Source organism: Methanomicrobia archaeon (assembly GCA_011049045.1).
GTDB lineage: Archaea > Halobacteriota > Syntropharchaeia > Alkanophagales > Methanospirareceae > JACGMN01.
Genome location: DSCO01000028.1, coordinates 1 through 23,468, shown reverse-complemented (window position 1 = coordinate 23,468; position 23,468 = coordinate 1). Strand labels below are relative to the sequence as shown.

General features: G+C 56.8%; 19 protein-coding genes. 7 read left to right on the top strand and 12 right to left on the bottom strand.

Annotated features, from left to right (window positions below):
• Positions 1-146 precede the first annotated feature (146 nt).
• The gene (gene tmk, locus ENN68_03210; GenBank protein ID HDS45098.1) at positions 147-755 is read left to right on the top strand and encodes a dTMP kinase; all 609 of its coding nucleotides are present in this window, start codon (positions 147-149) and stop codon (positions 753-755) included.
• A 208-nt stretch (positions 756-963) separates the two neighbouring features.
• Here the strand turns inward: tmk and ENN68_03205 are convergent, their stop codons facing one another.
• The 10 genes from ENN68_03205 to ENN68_03160 all read right to left on the bottom strand — a co-directional run bounded on the left by ENN68_03205 (position 964) and on the right by ENN68_03160 (position 11,656).
• On the bottom strand, positions 964-1,521 hold the full coding sequence (locus tag ENN68_03205) for a YeeE/YedE family protein (protein ID HDS45097.1): 558 nt from the start codon (positions 1,519-1,521) through the stop codon (positions 964-966).
• A gap of 12 nt (positions 1,522-1,533) precedes the next feature.
• Positions 1,534-2,052, bottom strand: coding sequence for a hypothetical protein (locus tag ENN68_03200; GenBank protein ID HDS45096.1), 519 nt, complete (start codon positions 2,050-2,052; stop codon positions 1,534-1,536).
• A 3-nt stretch (positions 2,053-2,055) separates the two neighbouring features.
• The gene (locus tag ENN68_03195; protein HDS45095.1) at positions 2,056-3,498 is read right to left on the bottom strand and encodes an MBL fold metallo-hydrolase; all 1,443 of its coding nucleotides are present in this window, start codon (positions 3,496-3,498) and stop codon (positions 2,056-2,058) included.
• Positions 3,499-3,603: 105 nt separating this feature from the next.
• Complete coding sequence (locus ENN68_03190) at positions 3,604-3,957, bottom strand: DUF1622 domain-containing protein (protein ID HDS45094.1); 354 nt, start codon at positions 3,955-3,957, stop codon at positions 3,604-3,606.
• 51 nt (positions 3,958-4,008) lie between these two features.
• A complete protein-coding gene (locus ENN68_03185; protein HDS45093.1) occupies positions 4,009-5,796 on the bottom strand; it encodes an SLC13 family permease in 1,788 nt (595 codons plus the stop codon).
• 142 nt (positions 5,797-5,938) lie between these two features.
• Positions 5,939-7,048: a DNA polymerase IV gene (locus ENN68_03180; protein ID HDS45092.1), complete on the bottom strand. Its 1,110-nt coding sequence runs from the start codon at positions 7,046-7,048 to the stop codon at positions 5,939-5,941.
• A gap of 12 nt (positions 7,049-7,060) precedes the next feature.
• Positions 7,061-8,926: a hypothetical protein gene (locus tag ENN68_03175; GenBank protein ID HDS45091.1), complete on the bottom strand. Its 1,866-nt coding sequence runs from the start codon at positions 8,924-8,926 to the stop codon at positions 7,061-7,063.
• Between the two features lie 5 nt (positions 8,927-8,931).
• Positions 8,932-9,831: a RimK family alpha-L-glutamate ligase gene (locus tag ENN68_03170; protein ID HDS45090.1), complete on the bottom strand. Its 900-nt coding sequence runs from the start codon at positions 9,829-9,831 to the stop codon at positions 8,932-8,934.
• A gap of 39 nt (positions 9,832-9,870) precedes the next feature.
• Positions 9,871-10,725 carry a hypothetical protein gene (locus tag ENN68_03165; GenBank protein ID HDS45089.1) on the bottom strand — a complete coding sequence of 285 codons (855 nt, stop codon included), beginning with the start codon at positions 10,723-10,725 and terminating at the stop codon, positions 9,871-9,873.
• A 76-nt stretch (positions 10,726-10,801) separates the two neighbouring features.
• On the bottom strand, positions 10,802-11,656 hold the full coding sequence (locus tag ENN68_03160) for a hypothetical protein (GenBank protein HDS45088.1): 855 nt from the start codon (positions 11,654-11,656) through the stop codon (positions 10,802-10,804).
• A gap of 89 nt (positions 11,657-11,745) precedes the next feature.
• Between ENN68_03160 and ENN68_03155 the strand changes: the two genes are divergently transcribed.
• Both ENN68_03155 and corA read left to right on the top strand, forming a co-directional pair.
• Complete coding sequence (locus tag ENN68_03155) at positions 11,746-14,088, top strand: DUF3160 domain-containing protein (protein HDS45087.1); 2,343 nt, start codon at positions 11,746-11,748, stop codon at positions 14,086-14,088.
• Between the two features lie 134 nt (positions 14,089-14,222).
• Positions 14,223-15,287: a magnesium/cobalt transporter CorA gene (gene corA, locus ENN68_03150; protein ID HDS45086.1), complete on the top strand. Its 1,065-nt coding sequence runs from the start codon at positions 14,223-14,225 to the stop codon at positions 15,285-15,287.
• Between the two features lie 106 nt (positions 15,288-15,393).
• Here the strand turns inward: corA and ENN68_03145 are convergent, their stop codons facing one another.
• Positions 15,394-18,087 carry an HAD family hydrolase gene (locus tag ENN68_03145; protein ID HDS45085.1) on the bottom strand — a complete coding sequence of 898 codons (2,694 nt, stop codon included), beginning with the start codon at positions 18,085-18,087 and terminating at the stop codon, positions 15,394-15,396.
• A 198-nt stretch (positions 18,088-18,285) separates the two neighbouring features.
• On the opposite strand from ENN68_03145, the gene ENN68_03140 reads away from it, so the two are divergent.
• Complete coding sequence (locus tag ENN68_03140) at positions 18,286-19,566, top strand: sodium-dependent transporter (GenBank protein HDS45084.1); 1,281 nt, start codon at positions 18,286-18,288, stop codon at positions 19,564-19,566.
• A gap of 174 nt (positions 19,567-19,740) precedes the next feature.
• Here the strand turns inward: ENN68_03140 and ENN68_03135 are convergent, their stop codons facing one another.
• Positions 19,741-20,928 carry an NAD(P)/FAD-dependent oxidoreductase gene (locus ENN68_03135; protein HDS45083.1) on the bottom strand — a complete coding sequence of 396 codons (1,188 nt, stop codon included), beginning with the start codon at positions 20,926-20,928 and terminating at the stop codon, positions 19,741-19,743.
• Between the two features lie 130 nt (positions 20,929-21,058).
• On the opposite strand from ENN68_03135, the gene ENN68_03130 reads away from it, so the two are divergent.
• The 3 genes from ENN68_03130 to ENN68_03120 form a co-directional block, all read left to right on the top strand.
• Positions 21,059-22,060 (top strand): bifunctional N(6)-L-threonylcarbamoyladenine synthase/serine/threonine protein kinase, encoded by a 1,002-nt coding sequence (locus ENN68_03130; GenBank protein HDS45082.1) that lies wholly within the window; start codon positions 21,059-21,061, stop codon positions 22,058-22,060.
• A gap of 88 nt (positions 22,061-22,148) precedes the next feature.
• Positions 22,149-23,018: an acetylglutamate kinase gene (argB, locus tag ENN68_03125; protein HDS45081.1), complete on the top strand. Its 870-nt coding sequence runs from the start codon at positions 22,149-22,151 to the stop codon at positions 23,016-23,018.
• A gap of 131 nt (positions 23,019-23,149) precedes the next feature.
• A partial coding sequence (locus ENN68_03120; protein ID HDS45080.1) for a hypothetical protein occupies positions 23,150-23,468 on the top strand: 319 nt, incomplete at its 3' end.

The following is a 23,468-nucleotide window of genomic DNA, read 5'->3' as shown; positions in this document are numbered from 1 at the left end:
CTCAGCCATTGCGATTACCGCTTGATACGCCTTCCAAATGGTGAACGATTCTCTTAAAAAGACTCGTTACTTTAAGTATGCGACGTCGCAATCTGTAACTAGTTTCCGTTTATTCTCTAGCACAATCAAATTATTGAGGCCGCATAATGACCGCCAAAGAGGGATGCTTCATCGTTATCGAAGGCCTGGACGGCGCGGGCCTGTCCACGCAGTCCGTACTCCTGGCGGCGTATCTGCGGAGTACCGGCAACGACGTTCTGCTTACCAAGGAGCCCACGGCCGCGCCGATCGGCAAGCTTATCAAGGCGGCGTTAAATCGCAACCCCGAGTTGTCCTTGTTCACGCTGCAGCTGCTCTTCGCTGCGGACCGTGCGGAGCATTTGAAGCGGGAGATCGAGCCCGCGCTTGAAGCCCATAAAATCGTCATCTCCGATCGCTATATACTCTCATCGCTCGCCTTCGGCTCCGTGGACAACGACCTCGAATTCTTGCTCGCGCTCAACGCGCGGTTCAGACGGCCGGATCTCACGGTGATTATCGACACGCCGCCCGCAGTATGTCTAGACCGGATCGAGCGGAACCGGGAGAATATCGAGCTCTTTGAGGAGGAGCAGCGGCTGGTGCAGGTCAGAGCGCGTTATCTTGAGCTGCGAGAGTGCTTTGAACACACCGTCATCGTAAACGGCGATCATCCGAAGGACGAGGTTGCGAAGGAGATCCAAACGGTGGTTAAGCATACGCTCTTTCACGCCTGAATAGGCACCCTACGGTTTTATTAGGTGGGCAGTAGCAGAATTATCTATCGCTCGGGAGCGCACAGAAGCGCAAAGGAGGAACGCAGAGACGGCAATGCGCACCTCGGTGCACGCCTTCCACTCGTACGCGGCTACGTGGATCATCCTCTCTATCGTGAAATACCGGGTTGTTGGCTGAGGCGAGCACTATCTTACGGCTTATCTATCGTTACAGCCCGAGCTGTTCCATCCACCACAATAGCGCGGTCAAAGCTGCAGCCACGGGAATCACGAGGATCCAGGGGTTTACCTTGAAGAGTGTTGGCAGGGTGAGCTCGCCGAAGTCGCCTTTGCGCAAAATCGTCTGCTGCAGTTTTGGATAGAGCGCGGCAAAGACGCCCGCGCCGATCAGCATCCCGATGACGCCGCCAAAGAGCGCGTCGAGCGCGCCCTGGCCGACCGCACCCGCGACCGTCCCCGGGCAGTAGCCAAGGATCCCGAAGCCGATGCCGAAGAGCAGACCCCCGATGACCGAAGCACCAAACGATCCCGGCTTGGGATGGAGCTGGGCCAGGCCCAGGCTGCGGAGCAGGTGCACACCCAGCATCCCGGTGATCGAGGCCGCGAGCATGATCTTGACCACGGTGAAATCGGTGAGCAACAACTGCCCGATGATCACATTATAGTCCGTCACGCCACCTTTCTGGAGCAGGAAGCCGAATATGACCCCGATGAGCAGTCCAAGCACCAGTTGCAGGTTCTTCTGCTCATGCACTCGTGTTAACATGCGTTCGCCCTCCTAACCGATGACCTGAAAGATGAGCATCGCCGCGGCGATACCGCCGATGAAGAAGCAGATCGCCGCGAGCCAACTACTGACCGCTAACTGGAGTGTGCCGCTGATCCCGTGGCCGCTGGTGCAGCCACCCGCCCAGCGCGCGCCGAGCCCCATGAAGAACCCACCGATGAGCGCCACGAGCCACCGGAGTGCCGGACTGGTACCAAAGGCAGCGGCCCATGTGCTCGGCACCCAGAGCAGTTGAAAGGTGCCCGAGAGCTGCGCGGAGATGAATGCGCCGATCACAACACCCACAACGAGCATCCACTCCCAATCCACGACGGGCGCGAACTTCTGGTAATACGGCTTCTCCAGCACCTTCTTGCCGCGGATGACCCGCTCAAGCATCCCGCTCGTGCGTGCATATGCGGTTGAGCAGCCGATCGGCCGGTCGGAGAGCACGAAGGCGAACCAGCTCAGGACACCGATGCCGATACCCGCCATATAGGGCGACCAGCGTGCCATCGTGAGCCAATCCATAGCTCATCCCTCCCCCTTATCTTGTGGTTTGGGGCTGAAGGATCGCGGCCCGTGAGGCACGGAGCAGACCGGGCATTCGAGGCCGTAGCCTGCCGCGTTGTAGCCGGTCATGCCGCCGGCAACGTTGAAAACCTCCGTGAACCCATGCTGCTTCAGAATGCTCACGCCCAGACTCGAGCGATGGCCGGTATTGCAGATGACGATCGTTGGCGCATTCGGATCAAGTTCGGTGTACCGGGTTCGGAGATCAGCAAAGGGGATGTTGAGCGCACCGTTAATATGATACGCCGCGAACTCGCTCGGCGACCGCACGTCAACAAGTACCATCTTCTGATCGCCGGTGATCGCTTGACGGAACGCTTCTATCGATAGCTGCCGGACGTAACTCGTCGGTAAGCCCGCCTTCGCCCATTCGAACATCCCGCCGTCAAGATGGCCGATGACCTTGTCGAGCCCAACGCGTCTCAGCCAGACCGTGGCCGCTTCGGCCTGCTCGCTGCTGTCCGTCACCAGGAGAATATCCGCGTCCGGTGGTAGCACCCAGCCCGCGAAGGTGGCGAAATTGCCCGCGAAGTCGATGTGAAACGCTCCGGGCACATGCTGGCATCCAAAGGAATCATAACCACGTACACCAACAACGATGGTGTCGTCCCGTTTCGACCGCTCATAGAATGATTTCGGGTCTAAAGCCGCCAGCGTCGGCAGGGTCCGCACCAGGGTAGGCCCGCGGCGGTTGATCTCGCTGCAGCGACTGAAATGATCGGGGGCCGGAGGCATGTCTGTGGTCAACGAGCTGATAAACTCCTCACGATCCGCGATCTGCAGTTCTGGATTAAACTTCCGTTCATACCCGATGGTGCTCGTCCGCTTCGAGCCGAGCATACGACCGCAGAGCGAGCCGGCACCGTGCGCAGGATAGACCTCACAGAAGTCCGGCAGGTGGAGCAGTTTCTCCTGCAGGCTCTCGTACAACTTCGATGCCAGTTCTCGCGCTCTGCCCGGGAAGAGATCCGGTCGTCCCACGTCGCCGACGAAGAGTGTATCGCCACAGAAGACACTCACCGGCTCCTCACCCCGCGTGCTGTCTGAGACAACGTAACTGATATGCTCGGGCGTATGTCCCGGCGTTTCCAGTACGCGTAGTCGCATATTCTCGATCTCGAACGTGTCACCTTCGGCGACGTCAACATGCTCGAAGGCGCAGTTTGCGGATTTCGGCGCATAAATCTGCGCGGCCGTTCGATCCGCCAGCTCGAGATGTCCGGAGACGAAGTCGGCATGGAGATGCGTCTCCAGGATATGCGTGATGTCCAATTCCATGCCTTTGGCTGCCTCAAGATAGAGCTCAACATCACGCCGGGGATCGATGATCGCGCAGGTCTTGGTTCCGCCAAGCAAATAGGAACTGTGCGCAAGTCCCTTAACAAAAAACTGCTGAATAATCATCTTTATCTAATACCTCCAGTAGGGTTGCTAATGCGCCCGTGCGATAAATAAGTTACGGAGTGCGTGAGCGGCTAAGGATGCTGAGGAACTGATGTTGGCGAATGGTTAAGCCTCCTCACGGGTACGCTCCACGCACGGGTAGGACGCAGCCAGCTCATGGTCTAGGAAATAGCTGAGCACCGTTCTGATGAGCACGATCCCGCCCAGGATAGCCATCTCTTCCAGTGTTGGATCGGTGATGGTCCGAATGATATCCGCGGCGATGAGGAACTCCAACCCGAGCAGAAGATACGACCCGAGCTGATGACGGAGTGCTTCGCGCTCCCTGCAGATCGCTCTGCCTCGCAACCGGGTAAATTCGAGCCGTAACACTCTGCTGAAGATGAGCAGAACGCCCCAGACGATGACCCCCATGCCAATGAGTCCGATACCCGTGTAGAGGAAATAGAAGATGTCCATGGCTGTCGCCCGCGGCTGCTCGCTTCACCGCATACGCTCGTAACTCGGTTGTTAGACATACAATAAATAAATGAGCCCGACGGCGATCACGATGAAGATGATCGTCAGTATCCCACCGGCCTTCAGGTAATCGGCGTTGTGATAGCCGCCGGGAGCCATTAATAACGCATTTACCTGATGCGTTGGCAGGACGAAGGAGTTGGCGGCACAGACAGCAACGAGTAACGCGAGCGCGCGTGGACTGATCTGAGTCATCTCGCCGATGATAAGGACGAGCGGCACCAGAACGACAGTGGCCGCAGCGTTGGACATGAAGAGGCTGAAGAGCGTCGCGAGCGCCGCGATGGCGACCAGAATGACGAGGGGATGGCCGCCCTGTAACGGTGAGATTATACGGGTGGCTACGAAACTTGCCGCGCCCGTCTTCTCCATCGCGATCCCCAGCGGGATCAAGCCAGCGAGCAGAAAGACGGTGCGCCAGTCCACGGCCTTATACGCTTCGTCGATCGGCACGATGCTCAGGATGATCATCGCCAGCGCACCGGAGAGGAGCCCGAGCGCGAGCGGCACACCCAATAAAATCAGCGTAATGGCGCCTAAAAAGCAGAGGCTCGCCGCGAGTGGTCGCGATGCCCCCGCTGACTCGGTCTCGATCGGTGTGACGAGTACGAAGGTGCGGTTATCAGCCATCGCTTTGATATTCTCCCAGCGGCCATGGACGATCATCGCGTCACCAGGCTCTAAAACACGATCCGAGAAATCTTCTCGCTCCTCGCGGGCGCCGCTCAGCAGCATTATCGGCTCCACGCCGTACGTCTTCCGGATCGCCAGTTGCCGCATCGTCTTTCCCGCTACGGGCGCGCGAGGCGGTATGATGAGCTCGGCGAATCCCGCGCCGTCGCCTCTCCGTAACGCCTCGAATTGCGTGCTCGCCGTCGTGACCTTCAACCGGAAATCGGCGATGAAGCGCTCGAGATCGCGCGGGGCACCGAGTATCGCGAGCTCCTGACCTACGATGAAGCGGGTGTAGCGCCAGGGCGCGTAAAGCAGCTCGTCGCCCTCCGCGAGCGCTAAGAGGTTGATGGTGTATCGCGCCCAGATCTGAGCTTCCTCGCGCGTCTTCCCGATGAGCGGGCTCTCAGGCGGAATGATACAGTGAAAAATGGTCGAGGGTAGATCCCAGGTCTCGATCAATTCCTGCTGCGGGCTGATGATCTCTCCTCCTTTGCCCGCGGGAAATACCCGTTTACCAACCGTCAGAAAATAGATGATGCCCATAGTTAAGAGCGCGATACCGATGGGTGTGACACCAAAGAGGCCAAAGGGCTCCTGACCGCCTTGCCGTAAGAGATCGTTGAGGAGAATCAGCGGTGCAGAGCCGACCAGGGTGAGCGTGCCGCCCAATATGCCCGCGAAGCCCATCGGCATCAAGAGCCGTGAGACGGGTATGCGCATCTTCTTGGCGATTCGCATCACCGCGGGCAGGAAAAGGGCGACCGCGCCGATATTCTGCATGAACGAGGAGAGCAGTCCGACCGCTACGGCCACGAGTCCGATCAGCCGTCTCTCGCTCGTGCCCGCCACGCTGATTATCGCGCGACTAAACCGGTTCATTACGCCCGAACGCCCTACACCATAGCTCAGGATCATCACCGCGATGACCGCCACCACGGCGTTGCTTGCAAGGCCTGAGAACGCTTCCAAAGGTGTAAGCAGCCCCAGCCAGGGCAGCGTGACCATGATCAAGATGGCGATGACATCGACGCGGAAGGCCTCGGTCACAAAGAGGATAATGGTGGCCACGAGCACCGCCAGCACGAGTATGATTTCAGGTGTCATAAACCTCTTCACAACCTCTTAGCACGGCGTATGCATGGTTCGCTCGCTCGCTTTCCCTGCTTCCGTCCCTACGATCATTGGCGGCATGGCATAAATAACTTGCTATAGCTCCGTTTCTTCGATCTGGTTACTTTCTGCTGCTTTATGCAAACCGCCGCTGCTTCGCGTCGAGCATGCCCAGGGTCGAGACGCGAACGCCGATTAGCCGTACCCGCTTCTCGCCTGCGCTCTCGCCGATAAAATCCCTGAGCAGTTCCTTCGCGGTCTTCGCGATCGTAGCACAATCGGTATGGAGCGCTCGGAACGTCTTTGCACGCGTATGTACCGAGAAATCGTCGAACTTGACCTTAATCGCGACCGTCTTGAAGCCAAACCCCTCTCGCACCAGGTGCTCATGAACGCGTTCTGCTAACGCATCAATGCAGCGATTGAGCAGCTCAGGATTGCTCGTATGCTCCTCAAGCGTCGTCTCACGGCTCAACGATTTGCGCGCCCGCTTCTCTTCCACGTCACGCTCGTCGATGCCGTGCGCCACCTGATGCAGCCGCCAGCCATACTTGCCGAATCGTGCCACAAGTTCTTGCACATCTCGTATCGCCAGCTCGTGAATCGTTGCGATCCCCATTTGGTTCAGCGTTGCGGCCGTTTTGGGGCCCACGCCCGGAATCTTCTTCACCGGCAGGGGCGCTAAGAACGTAGCTGCATTTCCCGAGTCCACAACCGTGAGCCCATCTGGCTTCTCGAAATCCGAGGCGATCTTTGCCACGATCTTGTTGGGCGCGATGCCGAGGGAGCAGCTGAGTCCCGCCTTATCCGCGATCTCTTGCTTGATCCGCTGTGCGTACGCGCGCGCCTCCTGCCAGTCGTGGACACGGGAGCTGATATCGAGATAGGCCTCGTCAATGCTCACCTGCTCGAATCTATCGGCGAAGGCCCGCAGAATACGCATGACCTGCTGTGACGCCGCATTATACAGCGCCATATTCACCGGCAGGAAGATCGCGTCGGGACAGAGCTGGTATGCCTGTGACAGCGGCATCGCCGAGTGGACACCGAATTCGCGTGCCTCGTACGAGCAGGTGCTCACGACGCCGCGTATTCGCCGCTTATCCACTGCTGCTCCAGTCTCGAGCTCGGCCTTTGGCGGGATTCGGCCACCCACGACGACCGGTTTACCTCGCAGCTCCGGCTGCTCACGCATCTCAACGGCCGAGAAGAAACTGTCCATGTCCACGTGCAATATGACCTTCATTTCATATGCGCTCTACAGCCGCTTATACCATTTCACGATCCGAAATATGAGCACGGTGATGATGAGCGTTGCGGTAATGCCGGCCACTTTCGTCTTCACCGAGCTTGACGGAGCATTTCCAATGGGCGTCGCTCCTGCACGTGAACCCGCGGCCGAGCCGTTTTTCACCGAGGCGTTCCAGTCGTGAAGGAAGACTGCCTCGTAGAAGGCTGCTATCGCTTCGCTATCCACAATGACGCCCACTTCACGGTTCTGCACCGAATTGCCGTTCCAGTTGAGCGAGGTGATAACGGCGGTCTGACCATCGACGATCAGCGCCTTCGTGTGTATCTTGACCAATCCGAGTTCCGGTAAATTCGCTAAGGTCGCCGCTAGATTCAGATCTTCGTCATGCGCCACCTGTTCCAGCCAGGCAACGACCTCGTCGTTATCATTTACCGATTCGAGATTGTAATCGTTGGCATCCAGCAGCACTTTCACCTCACAGCCGCGCCGGGCGGCCGCGATCAATGCTGTAATGAAGATGTTCTCATCGTTGCCCCAGAAGCGCTGGGCTGAGAACTGCTGCACGTAAATGCGCTTATCCGCGTTCCGGATGGTGCCCAGGATCGTCTCGTTGTCGAGTGCGGAGTCCGGGGCGATGACCGGGATCACGATGAACTCACCAACTACGGTTACTGGCTCGAATGAGGCACTGAAGCTGCCGTGCGGGATCCCTGGCTCTCTGCTGCTCGTCTCGGTCTCTGGTATGACTGCCGTCACTGCAGAGCCGCGGTAGAAGTCCTCGAAGAAGAGTGTAGTGAAGTAGCTCGCGATGTCTTTCTCTCGTATGATGATCCCCCAGCCGCGATTGCCGTACGAGTTGTCCACGGGTACGCCAGTCCGCTTCCAGTTCTCGGTCATTACGATGAGCGTGCGGTTGTCAATCACGGCGTACTTAGCATGGTTGATGCACGGATCCTCAGCGAGTCGTACTGCTATGCCGCGCTTCAGGGCCTCGTTCATACGGTACCGCTCGTCAGCCGTGACGCCGCCGACCGGGCTGCTTTCGAGCAGGAGCTTCACCGTCACGCCGCGATCTACCGCAGCACCGAGTGCGTCCATAAGGTGTGGATGCTCGAACTGATAGAGGTTGAGGTAGATCGTGGAGGTTGCCGCGTCAAGTTCGCGCTGCAAAGCGGAAAAACTGCAATCGGGCGAGACGAACGTGGTCACTTCGCCGGTGCAGTGGAAAAGTTCAGGCTCGTGATAGGACGCACCCAGTGGCAGCGCGAGCCAGTCGGTACTCCGGTCTGAGTCCCGGGCGCCTTTTCGTGTCAAGATCATACCTTCACGCGGCTTTTGTAACGGCGCGCCGTGCCATCCCTCACCTGTGTAACTGCACTCGCCGTAGATGACCGCATCAACCTCCTCTCCCGCATCGTTCACAAGGATCACTTCGTCGCCCGTATTGCGTAAGGCGAACGTCATACCGCGGGTTTCTAATTGCGGTACCGCTGGGTCAGAATCGGGCCCGTATTCGAACTCAGGCTTTCTGCACCCTTCTACGACCGCGCCGCGGTGCGCCATGTACGCCGATGCGTTGCGCGTGACGTACAGGGTTTGATGTGGCGCAAGCTCGAAGGCCGGGAAGATAAGCGTGCCTTCGGTATCCGTGAGGCTCCAGCCCGCGAGATTTACCGCACGGGCGCCAAAATTGGTGACGGCAACGTACTCGTCCAGCTCGTTCCGCATCGTGGTATCAGGATAGAGCTCGGTGATGAGCACCCGTGCCTCGCTTTCGCGATAATGGGCTGCGCTGATCGGCGTGAGGATCAGGAGAGCGAAGAGCACGAGTATGACTGCAAATGCGAAGCTCCGAATACCTTTCTCACTCATTTTTTCTACAAAAACTGCTCGAACAGGCTCGCAACGATCTCCTCGGTGACGTCAATCCCACAGGCCTGGTTAATGCCCCTGCCCGATGGTGTCCCGTTGACTTCGAGCACCAACAGCCCGTCTTCGCTCTCGATCAGGTCGACGCCCGCGAAGTTCGCGCCGACCGCTTTAGTCGCACGTACTGCGAGGTCACGCAGCTCTTCAGTTAGCTCACACAGTACGGGTCTTCCGCCCTGACTCAGGTTACTGATGACCGAGCCGTCGAGCGAGACACGATACATGGCGCCGAGCGCATCCTCGCCAACGACAAAGACACGAATATCGCGACCCGGGTTCGGGACGAACTCCTGAATGTAGAGCACACCGCGCTCTTTAAGCAATACTTCGAGGTTTGATGACACCTTCGGGTCTTCTTCTGAGAGCATGATAATGCCTTTGCCCTGGCTGCCGAAGATGGGCTTCACTATCGCGCTTCCCCATGCAGCGATGGCACTGAGCCCGACGTCCAGCTCAGCCGTTACCAGTGTGCGGGGGATGGGGAGATGCGCACGCTGGAACAGAACAAAGGAGTAGAATTTGTTCGCCGCGTTCTGGATCGCGGCAGAGGTGTTCATAACGGGGATGACCGCTTCAAACTGCCGGATAAGATCAAACTTGAAGGAGATCTGTTCAAGCGCGAAGCTGATGCCTACGTCCCTTACAATGAGGGCAGTGAGGTCTACGGTTTGCGAGCGCGCATCGGAGATCGAGCAGGTGGCCGGTGAGAGCGACGCACTGAGTTGAGCGAGATTCAGAGGCACCGCTTGTGCACCGGTCCTCTCAATAGTCTTGACAAATGCCGCGGCAGTCCAGTCCTCAGGGTCGGTGAGGGCAACACCAATTTTGAGCTCTTTGTCAGGTAGCATCGTCTGTATCTTAAACGGTGATCGTTACGGCGCAGTTACTCACGGATAGCCGGCAATCAAGGGCACCGTTCCCATCATCTTCCTCTTCGCCTTCCTGTTCTCGGCCAGGTGCGCCACATGATCACCGCAGATGAGCAGCACGCCTGCGCGCGCGCTCACAGCCGCCGCTATCTCTACCATATGCTTATTTGTTAAGTGCGCCGCGATATGTAAATCCTTATTCCGGTGCGCGAACCGGTCGATAGCGCGGAGGTGCGCGAAGATGAACCGCACCTCCTCCTTCTGCACCGTGGAAACGGTGTACGTGGTTATCAACGCGTCATACTCCGCTATATCTTCGCGATCGTCAACCGGACAGACATAGCTGATCCGGCCGACGAGCGGTCTTGTACCCGCAGTCTCGAGAATGGCCCCGGTGGGCTTGCCCCTATCATCAAGCAGCTCCAGAAGCGAGTTCACCGGTGAAGTACCGACCTCTTTGCTCGTGAGGATTCCGTGCTCTTCTGGCAGGAGCCCGGTGAGGATCGAGGCAATCGCCGGCGTGGTAGTATCCGTTACCGTTTCGCAATCGAATACTAAGCCCGCGGAAGCGAGTTCGTGCAGCACCTCAAGATCACTGGCAAGCGCGCAATAAAGGGGTGAATCAAGGCTGTCGATCACCACCAGTGTCACGACGGAAGGCTCGCGGGCCTGCAGGAATGCGAGCAGCTGCTCCACGGGGCGTTTTGAGGACTCCAGAGGCACCCCAAAGAACGCAGCGAGGGTCGGTGCGATATGCAAGAGCGAAATAAGTCGCATATGAACTTCTCGGTGCTCCGGCGATAAAAGGGAATGCATAACCTGGAAGAACGGAACTATACGACCATAAGGTGCAAGGAAAAGACCATACGGCATCGGTCCTTCTTGTCTGTTTTGTTTTTTTGGTTCTGGTTAGTTAGGTGGGTTAGGTTAATAAGGGGGGTGTGTCCCCTTACGTGTAGAGCTCCTTCCGCCGCGCTTCCAAGAGCTCGATCTCCCGACCGAGATACTCCGCAGCCGTCATCACCTTCACGTTATGCCGTGCCGCGCACTCATACACCTCCCTTATCCGCTCCCGGTACTTCAGGTCACGCATGAAATGGTGCTCTATCAAAATGTCCCGGACCGCGGTCTCTGTTATGATCCGGTTGATGTGCTCGATCGAGCGTGCCAGGCTCAGCTGCGAATAGCGGAACCCGAGCATATACGTCATCGGGCCGTCCAGTATGAGCATATCGGGCTTTTCTTGCAGGATGAATTCCGCCTGCTCCGCTATCGCGGGCCCTTCGACATCGCTCGTAAAGACCAGCTTCTTACCGCTGCAGGCTATGCTTACCTCCACCACGTAGCCGAGTTTGGCGTTCGTGCCATGGAAGACCGCCGGGGAGAATTTGATGGTGGTCGAGCCGTGTGTGAATTCGTTCCCATCCGCGATCTTGATGGTCTGCGGCAGATCAGCGAGCTGCGCCAAAAAGAACGCCGCACGCCCGCGTTGACTCCGGTTGATCTGCTCCTCAGGATGCTTGAGATACACGGCCTTGCCCTCATAGAGATCCGGCTCGTACGGGTCGTGATGGTCGTAATGATAATGGGTGACGATGATACTGTCGCTCATGGCGGCGTGCGCCGTGATCTCGTCCCAGCACGCGGCCATCCGCTGCTCCTCGATCGGATGCGGCGGCAACCCGTAGCGGCTTGGCGCTAAGGAAACGCCAGGGTCGATGAGCACCGCACGGTCGTCCGTCTCCACGAAGGTCGCCATGGAGCGAACGCCGAGGCTCTCAAACGCAAGGGGCTTGACGGTCAGCATCTCTATCTCCTGCTCACTGTACTGAAAGACGATCCTGTCCGCATAAAATTTATTAAGCGCGCAGCGCTTTTACGCTATACAGAACTATGAAGCCAAATCCTTCGCGCTCTCGCTGGATTTTGGTCTTTGCAGTTTTCTGCTCCCTATGTTTCAGCGGCTGCCTCGAGCCCGCACCGACAGAACCGGACGAGACCATGGCAACCTTACAAACAGCGGCGATTGAGCTATCAAGCGCGGAAACGACGGCAAAGACGCAATTCACCGTATATTATTCGTTATCTGCACTGAATATCAGCTTGCAGACCGCGCAATATCGCCTGCCGCTCGATAGTGACGAGATCCACAACTACCGCGAATTCTCACGCAAAATCGCACTGAACGAAGCTGCAGTACGGCTTCTGGAGGCAAACGGGTTTGTGGTCATCGCTAACCCGTTCGACACCCGCGAGGAGGATATTACCGCGCCCTATACCGCACTGAAGGACCGCGAAATACCGGTCTTTATCACCGCCGATTCGCTCTTGCATCTCTATCACATCCAGTTCGATGAAACGCTGCGAGAGATCGAGGAGCGCGAGTTTTACGAACTCATCTGGGAGATCAGCCGTGGGCTGCTGGAAGAGTCTGTAACAGATTATGGCCGGTACGATGGCGAGTTGAAGGAAGCTGCACGCAGGAACGCGGCCTACTTCGCGGTCGGCTTGAGCTTGTTGCAGCCACGGGAGGATCAACTCTGCACCGACGGCTGGGAATGCCGGGATCCCGGGTTGGCGAGCGCGTATTTCACCGCCGAGGAGTTGGCGACCTATCGATTCGAGGTACCGGATTTTGTGAAGGCTGAGGTTGACTCGGAATTAGCGCTGATAGAGGCCCATGCAGGCTTCGAGACATCCCCGATATTCAGGTATTCAGAGGATTACTCGCAGTACGTGCCGCGTGGGCATTACACGCGGAGCGAGAAGCTGAAGAATTATTTCAAAGCGTTCATCTGGTACGGCCGTCTGAGCTTCTTGCTCAAGGGCGGGCCGGAGGGATTGGTACCAGAAGAAGACGCCAGACTACAGACGATGGGCGCGGCACTCATTGCAGCGCACTTAGAGCAGCAGCCGGCGCTGCAGGCAACGTGGGATCGGATCTACGCCGTCACTGCGTTCTATGTCGGACTCTCCGACGACCTCGGTCCGTACGAGTATCAGGAAGCCTTGAATGCCGTGTTCACGGGAACGTTCGAGCCGAGTATGCTCACCGAAGAGCGCGTGGGGGACTTGAAAGTGAAGCTCGCTGCGTATCGCTCGCCCGAAATCTACGGTGGCACGGGCGATTGCGTGATTCCACCACCGTTCACACCGGAACAGGCCGATGCGTGCCTCGAGGCCACTAAAGGGTTCCGGTTGATGGGTCAGCGGTTCATCCCTGATTCCTATCTGTTCTCGAATCTGGTCGGTGCGTATACTGACGTTTATATGGGCGATCGAGAGCCGAAACCATTTACCTACGTGGTTTCAGGCGCAGGCAGGCCGATTCGGGGCTTCCCACGCGGCCTGGACATCATGGCGCTTCTGGGCTCCGCTCGCGCACGGGCGTTACTGGACGAGCTGGATGATTCCAACTATAAAGGGTACGATACGGCGTATAGCGAACTAGCGGTGGAATTCAAGAACTTCAGCGACGCCGACTGGAACCAGAATGTATACTGGAGCTGGCTCTTCACGCTCCAACCGCTCTTAAAAGCGTACGGCACCGGCTATCCGACCTTCATGCAGACCACCGCGTGGCAGGACAAAGCGCTCACCACCGCGCTCGCCTCGTGGACTGAGCTGCGGCACGATACCATTCTTTACGCGAAGCAGAGCTATACGATGGTGGAATCCGCGATGCCGATGCCAACCCCGGAGAAAGAGGTGGTCGGCTATATCGAGCCGGTGCCTGAGTTTTATAACCGGCTGCTTGCGTTAACCCGGATGACCGCGGACGGTCTGGCGAGCATGGACGTGCTGGATGAACCGGCAAGGTACCGGTTAGAGCGGTTAGAAACGATTCTGGAGCGTCTGGTGGTCTTATCTGAGCAGGAACTGGCGAACGAGGAATTGACCGCGGCGGATTACCAGTTCATCGAGCACTTCGGCGACGAGTTGAACGGCGTGATCGCGGAGGTCGATGAAAAAGCGAAGAAGACCACGATCGTCGCGGACGTCCACACCGAAGGGAACACCGGGCAGGTGCTCGAGGAAGGGGTCGGGTACGTTGATCTGATCGTCGTCGCCTACAAGGTTCCCGATGGGCGGATACTAATCGGTGCAGGCCCGGTTTTTTGCTATTACGAGTTCAAACAGCCGATGCAGAACCGGCTTACGGACGAGCAGTGGCGCGAGTTGCTCCAGGCTGAGCCACCTGCGCGGCCGGAATGGTATGCTCATTTCGGCGTGTAATGCGCAAACCGAGCGAGCGGAGTGGGCAGAAGGGCAGTATTTATCTTATTTGAAGACTGTATGAGTACAACAGGGAGAGTTCTACCACTCCAAAAGCTTCTGGAGCCACTAAACGGTGTGAGGATATCGTTAGCATGCCGCAGCTCATCACGAAACGATCGAAGAAGAGCGGGCTGCCACCGGGCACGCTCATTCATATCGGTGAGCGGAAGACCGAGAAGGTGCGCATTACGCTGATTGATTACGATGAGGCGCAGTTGGAGGAGCGGGAAGTAGCACGGGTCGAGGAAGTCTTCTCCTTCAAAGAGCGACCCACGGTCACCTGGATAAACATCGATGGTGTCCATGACGTGGAGCTGATAAGAGCTATCGGGCAGCACTTCGGCGTCCACCCACTCCTCCTTGAGGACATTCTGAACACCGAACAGCGTCCAAAGATGGATGATTACGAGTCGTATCTCTTTCTCGTCTTGAAGATGCTCTATTATAACGGTGAAGAGCGCGAGATCGAGGCCGAGCAGGTGAGCTTGATCATCGGCCCGAACTTCGTCATCTCATTCCAGGAATGCGAGGGTGACGTCTTCAATTCTGTGCGCGACCGGATCAGGAATAAGAAAGGGCGCATACGGAAGGCGGGCCCCGATTACCTCGCCTACGCACTGATCGATGCGATCGTGGATAACTATTTTGTGATCCTTGAGAAGATCGGGGAGGTGATCGAGGATACCGAAGAGGAACTGGTGTCCACTCCCTCGCCTGAGACCTTACGCACCATCCACGGCCTTAAACGGGGCATGATCTTCCTCAGAAAATCCATCTGGCCGCTTCGTGAGGTGCTCAGCGGCCTTGAACGTCTCGACTCACCGCTCATTCAGGAGTCCACCGACATTTACCTCCGCGATCTCTACGACCATACCATTCAGGTGATCGACACGGTCGAGAATTACCGTGATATGATCGCCGGGATGCTCGATATTTACCTCTCCAGCCTCAGCAACAAGATGAACGAGATAATGAAGGTGTTGACGATCATCGCCACGATCTTCATTCCGTTAACGTATATAGCGGGCGTCTACGGCATGAACTTCGAGTACATGCCCGAGCTCGGCTGGCGCTGGGGCTACCTCGCGGTGTGGCTCGTGATGGGTGCGATTCTCATCTCGATGGTCCTGTACTTCAGGCGGAGAGGGTGGTTATAGGAGGTAAATCAAACGTCTCCCGGGGCTCGTACAGGTGTAGTGTTCAGCCCTACGTCCTTTACCAAAATCACCAAAACGAATGCAACAGAACATCGCCACGATTTTACTATGCCCGCACACCGTGCACGGGCGTCCTAACGTCCTGCTTCTGCTTGCCCAAATATTTGTAGATCTCCGCTGCGATCACTACCGTGCTTGAAACAGCCAGTATAGCGATCCAGTCCTTCAGTCCCAGGAAGACGGTACCCAGATACGGCTGTATGAACGGCACATAAATAACGATGATCTGAAGGATTATCCCTATTCCAAGCCCTATCAAGAGCTTTTTGTTCGATAGCGGGTTCATGTTGAACAGCGACACGGTGAACGACCGTGCGTTCAGGCCGTTGAACCACTGGAAAACCACGAGGGTGGTGAATACTACCGCGCGGGCCAGCTCAGGAGTGCTTGTCGCCAGATAGTAATAAAACAGGGATAATGATCCTATTCCCATCACCAGGGACGCTACCAGTATTCTTGGTATCATCCAGTTTGTGATAAACGGCTCATCATGCGGTGAAGGTCGTCGCTTCATTATGTCCTTCTCTTTCGGCTCGGTGATGAGCGGCATGACCATCACACTGTCTGTGACCATATTAATCCAGAGGATCTGAGCTGCGGCAAGCGGCAGCGGCAGCCCGATCAGTATAGCGAAGATAAGGGTTGCTATTTCACCAAAATTCGTAGAGAGCAGGAAATAAATCGCTTTTTTAATGTTATCCTTTATCCCCCTTCCTTCTTCCACGCCGGCAACAATGCTCGCGAAATTGTCATCAGCAAGTACCAGATCAGAAACATCCTTTGCTGCATCTGTCCCTTTTATCCCCATTGCAATGCCGACATGTGAGTTCGCAAGTGCGGGCACGTCATTGACACCATCGCCCGTCATTGCAACAATCTGCTTGTTTGCCTTCAACGCGTTCACTATTCTTAATTTCTGCTCGGGCAGCACACGTGCAAACACATTGGTTTCCTTGATGCTCGCCTGCAACTCGTCATCGGACAGGGACTCAATATCTTTGACGGTCGTGGGGTCTCGCATGCCCACCTTTTCAGCGACACCCATCGCGGTGGAGAGATGGTCACCGGTGATCATAATGGGTGTGATGCCCGCTTCGTAGCATGTTGTCATCGCCGCGACCACCTCCTCTCGCGGCGGGTCCATCATGCCCACGATACCGGCCAGAATAAGCGTTCCCTTGATCGAGTCCAGGCTGAGCACCGTGGTCTCGCTCTCAACCTCCTGATAAGCAAGAGCTAGCACGCGCAACGCTTGCTCGCCATATGCGCGCGCTGTGCTCTCCATGACTTTTCGGTCCTCCGAGGTGATCGCTCTCACCTCCCCGGCGGCAACGTAACCGCAGAGGGCGAGCACCTGTTCCAGCGCGCCTTTTACCCGCACAACGTTCTTATCCCCGGCGCGGTGCAGGGTGACCATGCACTTGGTGGAGGAATCGAAAGGGATCTCAAATATGCGTGGTTCGGTGTTATTGCGTGAATCAAGGTCAATACCTGCCTTGTATGCCAGTACCACCAGCGCGCCTTCTGTCGGGTCGCCAAAGAGCCGCCAGGTATCTTTCTCTTTGTAGAGCTTTGCATTATTGCAGAGTCCCCCGATGGTTACGGCCTGCATGAACGTCTCATCAGTAGCAGGATCCAGCTCTTCCCCGGCTTTCATGAAGTTGCCCTTGGGGACATAGCCGGCGCCGGTTATTCCATAGTCGGCAAAGCCGATGAACGCGCGGGTAACGGTCATTTCATTCCGGGTGAGCGTACCGGTCTTATCGGTGCATATCGCCGTTACTGACCCCAGCGTCTCTATGGCCGCAAGCCGTCGTATAAGAACGTTCCTCTTCGTCATACGGTACATGCCGATGGAAAGAGCAACGGTCAAGGCGACGGGCAGACCCTCAGGTATAGCAGAGACCAGCTGGCTGAGCAGCACCAAAAATATATCGTAGAGCGGATACGCACGGAGTACACCCACGATCAGCGTAAACCCTATTACACATACCACTGCTTTGATGATCCAGCGGCTGAAATGGGCCATTCTGCGCATGATCGGGATATCTTCCTCGGCCTCCTGAACCGTTCGAGCAATTTCACCCATCTGGGTATGTACGCCCGTGGCAACGACCACCGCCTCTCCATGACCCGCCACCACCTGCGTCCCGGAAAAGACCATGTTGTTCTGGTCAGTTACCTTTGCTTCCTGATTTACCGGTGCGATATATTTCTCAGAAGCAACCGACTCGCCGGTGAGCACAGCTTCGTTTAGTTTCAGATTGACCTGCTCAATCAAGCGCGCATCAGCCGATATCTTATCGCCCATCTCAAAGATAATCACCTCGCCCGGAACAACTTCGCGTGACGGTATCTCCTCGATTACGCCCTCTCTTTTTACTTTCACCACGGGTGCGGCAAGTTTTTGGAGCGAGGATATCGCCCGCTCCGCTCGGCCCTCCTGTATAGAGCCAATGATCGCATTTGCCGTCAAAATCACCGCTATTATTACCGCATCGTCATATTCGCCGACTAAAAAAGCCACAACCGCTGCAAAGATAAGCACATAAATTAGCGGGCTCTTGAATTGACGAAGGAATATGTGCACATATGATTCTTTCTTCTTCTCTTCAAGTTCGTTGTAACCATGCTGGGCAAGCCGCGCCTTTGCCTCTTCTTCTGTTAGCCCTCGAATGCGCGTATCGAGTTGCTCGAATACACGCTCTACCTTCAAGGCATGCCAGCGTTCTTGACGCATCTTCTCTCACCAGAACTGCTTGCCCAATGGTGTGGGGGGCCGGTCGCCCACCTCACTACAAGACACACAACGGTAACTTACTAGGAGTTAGGCGGTTAAGAATAATACAGGGCGGGGTCAAATAAACGACAGGATCCGTGCCCGCGCGAAAAGATGAGACGGGAAGGCTAACGTTCCCGGAGGGTAGCTGATATATCTATGCGAGAGAAATGGTCATCGAGCATCGGTTTTATCCTTGCCAGCATTGGCTCCGCAGTGGGTATCGGTAATATCTGGCGGTTCCCGTATATCGTGGGCGAAAATGGCGGCGGAGCATTCCTGATCCCGTACATCATCGCGGTTTTTCTCTTTGGCATGCCGCTCATGATGCTCGAGTTCGCTCTGGGAAGGCATTTCCAGACCTCGGTGGTGCCGACGTTCAGCGCCATAGGAAAAAGGTTCAGAATAGCGGGCATCTTCATCGTCCTCGGCATCAGTATGATCCTGAGCTATTATCTGGTAATTACCGGCTGGGTGCTCGCCTATTCACTCTTCTTCATCGCTGACATCTCCGTGCCTTTCTCGGTCTTCACCGCATCGTATTATCCGCTGCTCTTCTTCCTGTGCTCAGGCGGCATAACCTTCTTTGTGGTCATGGCAGGTGTGAAGGGGGGAATCGAACAAATGGCCAAAATACTTATTCCGCTCCTGTTCATCATGCTGCTGCTACTCCTTGCCTTTTCACTCTCGTTGCCCGGTGCTGGTCAGGGCATGCGGTTCTATCTCACCCCGGACTTCGAACGGCTTACTGACCCCTTTGTATGGACTGCAGCATTTGGTCAGGCATTTTTTTCGCTGAGCGTGGGTTTTGGTATCCTGCTCACCTACGGTAGCTATATGCGGGAGGAGCACATTGCGAAAAGCGCAGGTATCATAACGATATCCGATTTGTTTATCGCAATTCTATCAGGAATCGTGATATTCCCCCTGGTTTTCTCGTTCGGTCTCGACCCTGCATCAGGAGTGCAGCTTGCCTTTGTTGCTCTGCCACCCGTATTCCAGGAACTGCGTTTTGGGCTTTTCCTGGGCGCTGTATTCTTCTTACTGCTTTTCTTCGCTGCTATAACCTCTTCGGTTTCCATGCTCGAAGTGCCAGTAGCGACCCTTATTGATCAGTATGGATTCGAGCGTAAAAAGGCGGCTACTGTGGCTTCATTACTCATCATGCTTACCGGGCTCCCCGCAGCATTGAGCTACACCGCCCTCAAATTAGAACTGTTCGGTACGCCTCTTCTCGACCTCAAGGATTTCCTATTCGGCACGATCGGACTCATACTAGCAGGCCTGATCTTAAGCATAACTGCAGGCTGGTTTCTCGATTCGCGGATCATCTTCAAGGAGATTAGGGGCGGCAGAGTGGCGCAGAAGCTGTTCACGGGCATCATCAAATTTTTGATACCCACCATTCTTCTTATCAACCTTGTGGTGAGGCTGCTCTAGCGTGAGGGATTCGGGTAACTGCGGTGGGCGCTTCATCCGCGGTGCGGGATACCGACCGTTTCAGTTCAAACGCGATGAAACGGTCACAATGCACGTTGTTCAACGTGGAGAGCAGCGCATCTCGATTGATGCACCTCGCCGCCATCATGGCCTCAGACTTATCACAGCCCACGGTCAAAAGATCGTCTTCACGAGACTCACGAGAATCCGTGGATTCTTCATGATGAGCGTCTTCAAAAACGCGCGTTCACTGTACTCTTTCAGCTTGATCTCGCCGCCGAGGGGTTGGAAGAACTTTGTCAGCTCCTGCTCGTTCAGGTTCAGCACGATGTTCTTCGCCTTCAAGCCCACCTCGAGCACCCGCCCGAACTCGCGCTTCCACCGTTTCTCGTATTCCCGTAATCGCTTCTTCGAGACGTTCTGCTCTTTCACGGCCTTCGCAATCACGTCGCCCGCGATCCTGCCGCCCTGGACCGCCTGCAGAATTCCACCGCCCGTGATCGGCTGCACGTGCCGTGCCGCATCGCCCACTAAAACTACACCGTTCGCAACGGTCTCGTAAACGGGCCCGCTCAGGGGCACCACACCATAGATCTCCGCCAGCACCTTGCCGTCCGGGAACCGGTGCTTGACAAACGAGCGCAGATAATCGCGTGCGCGATGCCCCTCACCAGAGACGTCACCGCCTATTCCTAGTCCGACGTTCGCGCAGCGCTTGCCCTTCGGGAATATCCAGAGATAGCCCTTTGGCGCGATCTCACGGCCGAAGTATGTCTCCAAATAGTGCTCGTCTACAGTGATATCGCTCATAAGGAACTCCGCACAGGTGCATACGTCTGATAGGGGCAATCGCGTATCGATTCCCGCCCAGCGGCCCACCCGTGACTCTACACCGTCCGCACCGACCACAACATCCGCCAAAATGCGCCGCTCGTTAGCTTCTGGCGTCCGCACGTACACGCCCTTTGCGTACCCGTTCTCCTGCACCAGGTCATAGGCCTGCGTCTTCACCTGCACCTCGGCACCCGCACGCGCCGCCTGCTGCGCCAGATAGTTGTCAAAGAGCCGCCGCTCCAGCACGTAACCCGCAATGTCAGAGCCCTCAACCGAGAGCGTCACCGCCGTGCCGTCTGGGCCGTACGTGGATATGCCTTTCACCTCCGTGCAGATCCACCGCGGATCAAGCTCCACATACCGCTCGATCTCCCTGCTCACGCCTTCCGCGCACTTCACCGGCACACCGATCTCCGCGTTGCGCTCGATGAGCAGCACGTCCAGACCGTGCTCCGCAGCGGTCTTCGCCGTGTAACTGCCCGCAGGGCCTGCACCGACCACAACGACGTCATAAGACTCCGCGATCATTCGTTCTAAGAAGAGCACCGTCTGTGCTACCATCTTATGGTGTGTTTCAACATACTTAAAGCTATCTTGCCGCGACGCTTCTGTAAGAATGGGGAAACGGTCTCCATCCAGCAGGCGCACGGAACGAGAAATGACGCTCATCTTAGGCCTCGAAGGCACTGCATGGAACCTCAGTGCGGCACTCGTCGATGAGTCTGACGTACTAGCCGAGGCCGTCTCGACCTATCAGCCGAAATACGGCGGCATTCATCCCCGTGAGGCCGCGCAGCATCATGCCACGGAACTAAAAGCGGTCATCTCGCGCGTCTTCCGCAAAGCGCAGGAGACCTACCCTGAGTTCTCCTTGAGCCAGATCGACGGCGTCGCCTTCTCTCAGGGCCCGGGCATGGGTCCTTGTCTCCGTACCGTCGCAACCGCAGCACGGGCGCTCGCGCTCACGTTGAAACGGCCGTTACTGGGGGTGAATCACTGTATCGCGCATATTGAGGTGGGCCGCTGGCAGTGCAAGACGAACGATCCGGTGGTTTTGTACGTCAGCGGTGCAAACTCGCAGGTGCTCGCCTACCGTGCCGGCCACTACCGGATATTCGGGGAGACGCTCGATATCGGCATCGGCAATGCGCTCGACAAATTCGCCCGGCACCTCGGGCTCAGCCATCCCGGCGGCCCGAAGATCGAGGAGCTGGCCTTACAGGGTAGAAGCTATATCGAGCTGCCCTATGTCGTGAAGGGCATGGATCTCTCCTTCTCCGGGCTCACAACGGCGGCAAAGGAGACCTATGATAAACAGCCCGGGGCACGAGCTGATATCTGCTATTCCTTCCAGGAGACGGCATTCGCCATGCTCACGGAAGTCACGGAGCGCGCAATGGGGCATCTCGGTAAGGATGAGCTGCTGCTGGCCGGCGGCGTGGGTGCGAATCGGCGTTTGCAGCAGATGCTCCAGACGATGTCCGAGGATCGTGACGGACGGTTCTTCGTCCCCGCGAAGAAGTTCCTGGGCGATAACGGGATCATGATCGCTTATCTCGGGCTGCTCATGCTCACCTGCGGTTCGATAACGCCGATCGAGCAGTCGCAGGTGCGGCCCAATTACCGTCCCGATGATGTCGAGGTCACGTGGCGCGAGTAGTCTGCTCGTCCTCCCTCGACAAAAAGCTTTAAAGGGCTTTCGACCTCTTGTATTCTAGAACTAGACTAACGAGAAGCAGGCAGGCGCAATGAAACGAGAAGAGGTCCTGATCGAGGCGTTGCCGTATATTCGTGAGTTTTACGGCTCGAAGATCGTGATCAAGATGGGCGGGCATGCATTAGTCGATGAAAGTATCATGGACAAGATCACGCAGGATCTGGTGCTGCTCCGCTTCGTTGGCATCTGCCCCATCGTAGTGCACGGCGGCGGCCCTGAGATTACGCGGCTGATGGAGCGGCTGGGTAAGAAGCCCACCTTCGTCGGCGGGCTTCGTATTACGGACGACGAGACCATGGAGATCGCGCAGATGGTGCTCGTGGGTAACATGAACGAGCGCATCGTCTCCCTCATTGGCAAGCACGGCGGCAAAAGTATCGGGCTCTCGGGCAACGATGGCGCATTGATCGTGGCGAAGAAGAAGCGGAAGCAGAAGGTCGGCCGCGCGGGCGAGGAGCAGGAGGTCGACCTCGGGTGGGTCGGCGAGATCGAGGCGATCAACGCGGAGATCCTCACGCTCACGAGCGAGCAGGGCTATATTCCCGTGATCTCGCCCATCGCCGTCGATACCGCGGGCAATAGCCTCAACGTCAACGCCGATTCCGTCGCCGGCGAGATCGCGGTCACGATCAAGGCGAAGAAGCTGATACTGCTCACCGATGTCCCCGGCGTGCTGAGTGATCCCGACGACCTAACCACCTTAATAGCCCGGACAACGCCCCTCGAGCTCCAGGAGCTCATTGCCAAGAAAGTCATTGGTGCGGGCATGATCCCGAAGGTTGAGGCAGGCCTCCGTGCCGCTGAAGGCGGCGTCACCGCGCATATCATCGACGGCCGCAAGCCGCACTCGATCCTCCTCGAGCTCTTCACTGATGAAGGCATCGGGACGATGATCGGCTAAATACGGCGCGTTTACCCTCATCGCCCGTCGTGTTACCTGCTGCGGTTCTTAGCTATTTGGATAATACATGTGATCCATAATCTGGGGTATTTATACCCCGCGCGCCATGATTTGGTGAGAGGCGGTAGCAAATGAGAACACGAGTGGATTCTTTTGGCATGAAACGTATGCTGCTCTTTAGTATCTTTCTGTTTGTCGGGATTGCGGCACTGCCTGCGATGGCGAGCGCGCTTCCTGACGAGAGCTCCAGTGGTACCGTGAACAGGGAGCAGCAGGAGATTCTCTGGCGGGGTGACGTGAGCCTGACGAACGGAACGACGATCACCGTGACGGCGCACAATAGTGGCAACGAGCATGAGGTGAACGAAACGACGGCGCTCGGGGCACTGGACGCAGCCGCGACCGTGGGCGCGTTCAACTACACGGTGACGGATGAGTGGGGCTTCCTGT